Origin of the sequence: Streptomyces sp. CNQ085, assembly GCF_022614595.1 — a bacterium.
Classification (GTDB): domain Bacteria; phylum Actinomycetota; class Actinomycetes; order Streptomycetales; family Streptomycetaceae; genus Streptomyces.
Window position 1 is genome coordinate 1 of the sequence record NZ_JAJFAU010000009.1, and the last position, 6,188, is coordinate 6,188.

At 73.9% G+C, this 6,188-nt stretch carries 6 protein-coding genes and 3 tRNA genes; 5 read left to right on the plus strand and 4 right to left on the minus strand.

All coding sequences use genetic code 11. From position 1 onward, the window contains the following. From LJ221_RS03305 to LJ221_RS03320, 4 genes are all read right to left on the minus strand, one after another. Positions 1–1,394 (minus strand): DEAD/DEAH box helicase (locus tag LJ221_RS03305; RefSeq protein WP_241713561.1); only part of this gene is annotated, 1,394 nt, incomplete at its 3' end. 1,056 nt (positions 1,395–2,450) lie between these two features. Next, positions 2,451–2,825 carry a fluoride efflux transporter CrcB gene (gene crcB, locus LJ221_RS03310; RefSeq protein WP_241713564.1) on the minus strand — a complete coding sequence of 125 codons (375 nt, stop codon included), beginning with the start codon at positions 2,823–2,825 and terminating at the stop codon, positions 2,451–2,453. After that, the gene (locus LJ221_RS03315; protein ID WP_374228360.1) at positions 2,822–3,337 is read right to left on the minus strand and encodes a CrcB family protein; all 516 of its coding nucleotides are present in this window, start codon (positions 3,335–3,337) and stop codon (positions 2,822–2,824) included. The genes crcB and LJ221_RS03315 overlap by 4 nt, the downstream gene beginning before the upstream one ends. Then, entirely contained in the window at positions 3,334–3,696 is a 363-nt protein-coding gene (locus LJ221_RS03320; RefSeq protein ID WP_241713566.1) for a metallopeptidase family protein, read from the minus strand. Before LJ221_RS03320 ends, LJ221_RS03315 begins: the two co-directional genes overlap by 4 nt. A gap of 116 nt (positions 3,697–3,812) precedes the next feature. Here LJ221_RS03320 and LJ221_RS03325 point away from each other — a divergent pair, with 116 nt between their 5' ends. The 5 genes from LJ221_RS03325 to LJ221_RS03345 all read left to right on the plus strand — a co-directional run bounded on the left by LJ221_RS03325 (position 3,813) and on the right by LJ221_RS03345 (position 6,146). Next, positions 3,813–5,435: a metallophosphoesterase gene (locus LJ221_RS03325; RefSeq protein ID WP_241713568.1), complete on the plus strand. Its 1,623-nt coding sequence runs from the start codon at positions 3,813–3,815 to the stop codon at positions 5,433–5,435. A 102-nt stretch (positions 5,436–5,537) separates the two neighbouring features. Continuing rightward, positions 5,538–5,610: transfer RNA gene (locus tag LJ221_RS03330), tRNA-Glu, on the plus strand. A 38-nt stretch (positions 5,611–5,648) separates the two neighbouring features. Beyond that, positions 5,649–5,723 (plus strand) — tRNA-Asp (locus LJ221_RS03335). A 4-nt stretch (positions 5,724–5,727) separates the two neighbouring features. Further along, positions 5,728–5,801: transfer RNA gene (locus tag LJ221_RS03340), tRNA-Phe, on the plus strand. A gap of 156 nt (positions 5,802–5,957) precedes the next feature. Then, entirely contained in the window at positions 5,958–6,146 is a 189-nt protein-coding gene (locus LJ221_RS03345; protein ID WP_241713569.1) for a hypothetical protein, read from the plus strand. Positions 6,147–6,188 lie beyond the last annotated feature (42 nt).

A 6,188-nucleotide genomic window follows, 5' to 3' on the forward strand; every position in this document is an offset into this window, starting at 1 on the left:
ACCGCGGCCACGGCCGCCTCCGGGTCGTCGCCCCGCTCGCGGGCGGCGCGCGCCGACAGCTTGTCGGCCTCCTCGCGCAGCTCGGCGGCGCGGCGCTGCGCGCGCTCCAGCTGCCGGGTGATCTCGGCCACCTCGCGCTCGGCCTGCTTGGCGGCGTTCAGCGCCGACTCGGCCTGCACCTCGGTCAGCGACCGGGCGCCGGTGATCTCCACCACATCCTCGTCGAAGGCGTCGCCGCGGCCGATGACGTGGCGCGAGGCGTCCACGCCCGCGTCCTCCATCAGCCGGAAGATCTGCCGCCGCTGGTGCGGCAGCGCCAGCGAGACAACCGTGCCGGAGCGGCCCGCGCGGGCGGTGCGGCCGGAGCGGTGCAGGTAGTCCTTGTGGTCGCCGGCCGGGTCCACGTTGAGCACCAGGTCGATGTCGTCGACGTGGATGCCGCGCGCGGCGACGTCGGTGGCGACCAGCACGTTGACGCGGCCGTCCTTGAAGTCGGCCAGCGTCCGGGTGCGCAGGCCCTGCGTCATGCCGCCGTGCAGCGCGTCCGCCCGCACACCCGCCTCGCGCATCTGCTCGGCCACCCGGTCGGCGCCGAGCTGGGTGCGGACGAAGACGATGGTGCGGCCCTTGCGCGCGGCGATGGCGGCGGTGACCGGCGCCTTGTCGCGCGGCTTCACGATGAGCACGTGGTGGCTCATCGTCGTGACCGCGCCCTGGGCGGCGTCCACCTCGTGGTGGACGGGGTCGACGAGGTAGCGGCGCACCAGGGTGTCGATCTCGTTCTCCAGCGTGGCGGAGAACAGCATCCGCTGGCCGCCGGCCGGCACCAGGTCGAGCAGCTCGGTGACCTCGGGCAGGAAGCCCAGGTCGGCCATCTGGTCGGCCTCGTCCAGGATCGCGGTCTCCACGTCGTCCAGCGAGCAGGAGCCTCGGTTGATCAGGTCGCGCAGCCGGCCCGGGGTGGCGACGAGGATGTCGACGCCGCGCTCCAGGGCGGAGATCTGGTTGCCCATCGAGGTACCGCCGCAGACGACCTTCAGCTTCAGGCCGAGGACGTCGCCGTACGGCTGGAGCGCGTCGCTGACCTGCATGGCCAGCTCGCGGGTGGGGGTGAGGATGACGCCGCGGGGGCGCTTGCGCTCGGTACGCCCGCCGGCCAGGCGGGCCAGCAGCGGCAGACCGAAGCTGAGCGTCTTGCCGGAGCCGGTGCGGCCGCGGCCGAGGACGTCCTTGCCCGCCAGCGCGTCCGGGATGGTCGCGGCCTGGATCGGGAACGGGACGGTGACGCCGTTGTGCGCGAGCTTGCGGACGATCTCGCCGGGCAGACCGAGGTCGGCGAACGTGGTCGTCGGCTCGTCCTCGGGGAGAACGACGTCAGGGGTAGTCACAGACATGCGGAAACAAACCTCTCGGAAGTCACATGGCACGCGCCCGCAACTCCGTGTTTTCGCATAAGACCGCCTCGATGCGGTCAGCCACGGCTCAGGTGAGGAACGCGCCACACGGCGCGCTGCTGGTTCACGGCGCCGGGCAAATGGGGGAGCAAACGATCTGCCACCATACGACCTCCCCTCCCCGAGCGCAAATCTCTTGTCCGCGCTGCCGATGGGGCGGGAGGAACGGCGATGGCGACCGCCTGCGGGGAAGTCTACCGGTCCGCGGGACCGAAGCGTTCGCCCGAGGGGTGCGGGCCGCCGGTTCCGTGGACGTCGTCCGGGGAGTGAACGACGGACGGCCCCCCGTTCATTCCGTACCGCGCCGACAGCCGGGAGACCCTCCCGGCGCCGGCCTCCGCCCTCTCGCCGGGGCCGCCCTCCGCGCCGTCGTCCCCGCCGTCGCCTCCCCCGGTGTCACCGTCCCCTCCGCCGCTCCCCTGCGACGGGGTGGGCCCGGCGGGCGGGGGCGTGGGGTCCGGGGGCGGTGGCGGTGGAGCGGCGGTGCGCGAAGGGGCGGCCGGGGCGCTCGTACGCCCCCCGTCCCCGCCCGAGCTCGCCGACGCGGTGGGCTTCTTCGGCCTCGGAGCGCCCGCCGAAGGGACCACGGAGGACGGCGAGGGGGAGGAGGCCGGTGGGCCGGACGACCGCTTCGAGGATTCGTCCTCCCCGTCCCCGCCCTTCCTCCCGTCCTGTCCTCCGCGGCCCGCCCCCCGCTCCCCGCCTCCGCCGCGCGGGGCGACCCCGCTGCCCGGCCGCGGGTCGCCGGCGTCCCGGGAGACCCGGTGCCCGGCCGGCTGCCGGCCGCCGCCCTCCTCCTCGCCTCCGGAGGAGCCGACCGTCATACAGCCGCCGAGGGCGGCCAGCAGCAGGGCGCCGGCGGCCGTACGGGCGCTCGTGCGGCCGCCCGTACGGGCGGCCCCGCGGGCGGATCCACGTTGGACGGGACTGGACGGGCGCACGGGCGGCACCTCCGGGAGGCGGAGTTCGAAGCGGGCTCCTCCTGCCCAACTCCCCTCAGCCCGACAGGTAACGCGTCAGCTCCAGTCCCGCCCACACCGCGCCCAGGGCGACCGGCGGCGTGACGGCCGCGTTCACCAGCGCCGCCCGCCCGTGGCCGCGCTCGGCCAGCCGCAGCGTCTCGTAGGAGAAGGTGGAGTACGTCGTCAGCGCGCCGCACAGCCCCGTGCCGAGCAGCGCGGCGGCCCCCGGCCCCGCCGCCCCCGCCCCGGCGGCACCGGTCACCAGGCCCAGCAGCAGGCTGCCGGCGGCGTTGACCGTGGTGGTGCCCCAGGGGAAGACCGACTCGTGCCGCGACTGCACCGCGCGGTCCACCGCGTACCGCAGGCACGCGCCCGCCGCGCCGCCGAGCGCCACCAGGAACCAGTTCACCGCGCCACCGCCGCCCGGGTCGCGGCGGTGGCCGCCCACACGGCGCCGAGGGCGGCGGCCGGGGTGGCACCCAGGTACAGCAGTGCGATGCCCGCGGCGCCGTCCTCCAACAGCCGTACGGCGTCCAGCGCGTACACGGAGAAGGTGGTGAAACCGCCCAGCACGCCCGTGCCCAGGAAGGGCCGTGTCAGGGGGTGACGCGCCCACGCCCCGCCGGGCTTCCCCAGCAGCGCCATCAGCACGCCGATCAGCGCGCACCCGGCGGTGTTGACGGCGAGCACGGCCCAGGGGAGCCCGCCGGGCGCGGCGGGCCACGGCAGCGTGAGGGCGTACCGGGCGCAGGCGCCGAGCGCACCGCCCGCCGCGACGGCGGCGAGGACGGCCACCGCGTGCGCCCCGGCGGTCTCGGCACGCTGGGCGGGTACGCGCAGATCGACGTCCGGGTCGACCGGCCCGTCCCCGGAGCCCTCGACCGGTCCCTCCCCGGAACTCTCCCGAGAGCCTCCGCTCACGCGTATCCCAGGTCGTGCAGCCGCTCGTCGTCGATGCCGAAGTGGTGGGCGATCTCGTGCACCACGGTGATCTCCACCTCCTCGACGACCGTCAGGCGGTCACCGCCGTCGCGTTCGCACATCCGCAGGGTGGGCCCGCGGTAGACGGTGATCCGGTCCGGCAGGACGCCCGCGTACCACTCGCCGCGCTCGGTCAGCGGTGTGCCCTCGTAGAGTCCGAGCAGTTCGGAATCCTCCGCGGGCGGCTCGTCCTCCACGAACACCGCCACGTTGTCCATGAGCCGCGTCAGCTCCGGAGGGATCCGGTCGAGCGCCTCGGCCACCAGTTCCTCGAACTCCTCGCGCGTCATCTCCAGCACGCGCCCATTGTCCGCCACGGCACGCGCACGGCGCACGGGACGGTGTACCGGGCTACGGCGAGCGGACGCCGTGCGGCCGCCGCATAGTCGGCCCCCCGGCGGGCATACGGCACGGCATGAGCCGAGAACCCCTCCGGCCCCGCCGGGCCGCAGCCGTTCCCCGTGCTCTGCGGCGCAGCCCCCGGGTGTACCGGCCCGCGCCGGCGCGTTCCCTGGGCCACGCCCCGCACCCGTACGCCCGCGCGCTCGCGCTGGCCGCCGTCGCCCTGCTCGGCGCCTGGCTGGGGCTGCTCGTCCTGGGCGGCGTGAAGGCGGACGTGGGGCCGGTGGACACCCGGATGTCGCTGCGCCCCTCGCTGACCGGGGGCACCGAGATCGGCGTGCCGCCGCTCGGCGCGCTCGAACTGGACAGCCACCTCGCCCCGCTCGCCCTGGATGTCGACATCGACCAGCTCGACCCCGAGCGCGCCCGGGCCCTGGTGGACCGCCCGGAGCGGATCAGCGGTCTGGAGGAGCGGATCACCCGCGATGTGCGCTCCGGCACACGGGATCTGGCGGTGAAGGCGTCCGTCGCGGTGGTCGTCGGCGCCACCGCGCTCGGTCTGGCCGTCTACCGGCGCCCGCGGCGCGCGCTCGCGGCGGGCGGTCTCGCACTCGCGCTCCTGGCGGCCTCCGGCGCGAGCGCCTACGCGACGTGGAACCCGAAGTCGCTGCTGGAGCCGAGGTTCTCCGGGCTGCTGGCCAGCGCGCCGAACGTGGTGGGCAACGCGCGCAGCATCGTCACCGAGTTCGACGTCTACCAGCGGGAGCTGGCACGCCTGGTCACCAACGTCACCAAGCTCTACGACGCCGCCTCCACCCTCCCCGCCTACCAGCCGGACCCCAGCACCATCCGCGTGCTGCACGTCTCCGACATCCACCTCAACCCGGCCGCGTGGCACATCATCAAGTCGCTGGTCGAGCAGTACGACATCGACGTGATCATCGACTCGGGCGACACCATGGATCACGGCACCACGGCCGAGAACGGCTTCCTGGACCCGGTCGAGGACCTCGGCGCGCCGTACGTGTGGGTGCGCGGCAACCACGACTCGCTCACCACCCAGGAGTACATCGAGGAGCTGGACAACACCCACGTCCTGGACGACGGGGAGCCGGTGACCGTGGGCGGCCTGCGGATCGCGGGCATCGGCGACCCGCAGTTCACCCCGGACCGCTCGGTGGTCGCCAAGGGCGACCCGGCCGAGCGCGTCGCGGGCCGGAGACTGGCCGCCTCGCTGCGCAGGAGCGAGGCGGCGGGCGAGCCGGTACACATCGCCGCCGCGCACAACCCGATCGCGGCCCAGCAGACGGACGGCGACGTGCCCCTGGTGCTGTCCGGCCACATACACCGGCGGGAGACGCGGGTGATGGAGGAGGGCACCCGGCTGATGATCGAGGGCTCCACGGGCGGCGGCGGACTGCGGGCCGTGGAGGGCGACGAGCCGGAGAGGGTGATGGCCTCGGTGCTCTACCTGGACCAGGACACCAAGCGGCTCCAGGCCTGGGACCAGATCACCCTGGGGGGCCTGGGCCTGACGACGGCCGAGGTCAGCCGCCATCTGCCGGAGGACGTGGAGCCGGGCGCCTCCCCTTCCCCGTCCGGCTCGCCGTCCGAGTCCCCCTCCGGCTCCCCGGAGCCCTCCCCGTCCGGGTCACCGTCACCCTCCCGGTCCCCGTCGCCGCAGCCCTCCGGTTAGCCCGTACCGGCGCCACCAGAAATCCGTTTTGGCGATCCGCGCCGGCATCCCATATGCTTCTCACGTCCCCGACGCGCTGGGAAGCGCCCAGGTGGGCCATCAGCCCTCATCGTCTAGTGGCCCAGGACGCCGCCCTTTCAAGGCGGTAGCACGGGTTCGAATCCCGTTGGGGGCACGCACAACCTGTGCGAGACTAGTGCTCGTACATCGCTTGGTCCTGTGGAGCAGTTTGGAGTGCTCGCCACCCTGTCAAGGTGGAGGCCGCGGGTTCAAATCCCGTCAGGACCGCTGCGGCTGGGTAGCTCAGTTGGTACGAGCGTCCGCCTGAAAAGCGGAAGGTCGCCGGTTCGACCCCGGCCCCAGCCACCGCGGCCCACCAGGGCAGAAACCCCCGTCGAGATCATCGGCGGGGGTCTCGCGTTGGCGTACTGACGGCAGTACGACGGCAGTGGGGCTCGTAGCCGCTCACTCGAACAGCCTGCTGAGCCGCGTCAGCGCCTTCCTCTTCTCCTCCACCGAGGCGTGGGCGTACACCCCGAGCGTGACTTGCGGATCGCCTCCACCTACCTCCGGTGGGACGAGGAGCAGGGCACCGCGCTCACGCAGCCCAGGACCGGCCCGCGGGGAATCTACGGGCGGCTCGAAGAACTGGGGCACGTCATGACCCGCGTGCGCGACGAGATCAGCGCCCGCATACCGCACACGAACTAACCTCGATCTTTCGTGAGGGTCCGCCGACGGCGTCGGCGGACC